This window comes from Chloroflexota bacterium, from assembly GCA_014360825.1.
GTDB lineage: Bacteria > Chloroflexota > Anaerolineae > UBA2200 > JACIWT01 > JACIWT01.
Genome location: JACIWT010000063.1, coordinates 1 through 1,201, shown reverse-complemented (window position 1 = coordinate 1,201; position 1,201 = coordinate 1). Strand labels below are relative to the sequence as shown.

Below are 1,201 nucleotides of genomic sequence, written 5' to 3'. Positions count from 1 at the left end.
GGAACGTGCGAATGGACTGTTAGGGTGAGGATGAGCCTTTGATTACGCATCGCATCACGGGGGCCTCAAAATCAGATGGATTACGGGCATTGGACTTGAGCCGAGATCTAAGGCCTTTAGCCGACCTGATTGAATTCGCCTTTGGGGCCGAACTGGACCAGACGGGCAACCAGATCACGCGCGAGATCCGTAGCCTGGCTCCCCTTGGTCCCATCCTGTCCGTTTTCAACCTTCTCAACGCTCCTCTAAGTGATATGCTCAACGGGTTCGTGTGGGTGGAGGACCGGCGCTTGGTCGGGAACGTTACAGTAACTTTACAGCGGCGCGGCGTATGGATGATCAGCAACGTGGCCGTTTACCCAGAACACCGTGGACGGGGCATTGCTCGTCAACTAATGGAAGCGGCACTGAACCTCATTGAGGAGCGCGGTGGACACACCGTTCTCTTGCAGGTACGAAGTGACAACCAGGCTGCCCAGGCGTTGTATAGGCATTTGGGCTTCACGTGCTATGAGACGACGGTAGATCTGTCCGGCCAGATACCGGCTATGGAAACAAAGCCCGAATTCCCCGCCAGCACCGTTCTGCGCCCAGAGCGGGCGGGCGACTGGCAGCAGTTGTACGACTTGTATTTGACTACTACCTCTCCCTCGTTTCGTAAATATCATCCGGTCTCGCCAAGGGCATTCCGCCGTCCTTGGGGAAGTGGCATCCTGGAGGCTCTGGGCGACTGGCTGACCGGTGGTGGTCACTGGAGGTTGGTTGTGGAGAGAGAGGGTCGCGATATCGTAGCCAGCCTGAGTGTGAGCGCCACATCGGGCGGAGTGCAGCGCTTGCGTCTGCTCGTCGCCCCATCTGAACGCGGCAGCCTGGAAAGCGCGCTGGTGGACGAAGCGCTGCGTCGGCTGCGCCCGTGGGCCGGCACGCGAGTTGCCTGTACGGTGCCAGCGAGTCATACTGCAGCCCTGGAAGCACTGAAGAGGCGGGGCTTCAGTGAGATCCGCCGCCTCGATCAGATGGCTCTGGAAATATTCTGACCAATCAGCAAAGCGACCTTTGCGGACATCTCCCAACTTTCAGGGAGCAGAGAGCCGAAACCGATACGCCTGACCCACGTATAGCACTCAGAAGAACATTCGTGGCAGGGAAAGGAGTTCCCATCATGCGGAAAGTACTGGCACAGTGGATTATCTACACGTTG

At 58.0% G+C, this 1,201-nt stretch carries 1 protein-coding gene; it reads left to right on the top strand.

Annotation, left to right across the window (positions count from 1 at the left end; genetic code table 11):
* Positions 1-38: 38 nt before the first annotated feature.
* Positions 39-1,037, top strand: coding sequence for a GNAT family N-acetyltransferase (locus tag H5T64_13520; GenBank protein MBC7265352.1), 999 nt, complete (start codon positions 39-41; stop codon positions 1,035-1,037).
* Positions 1,038-1,201: the final 164 nt, after the last annotated feature.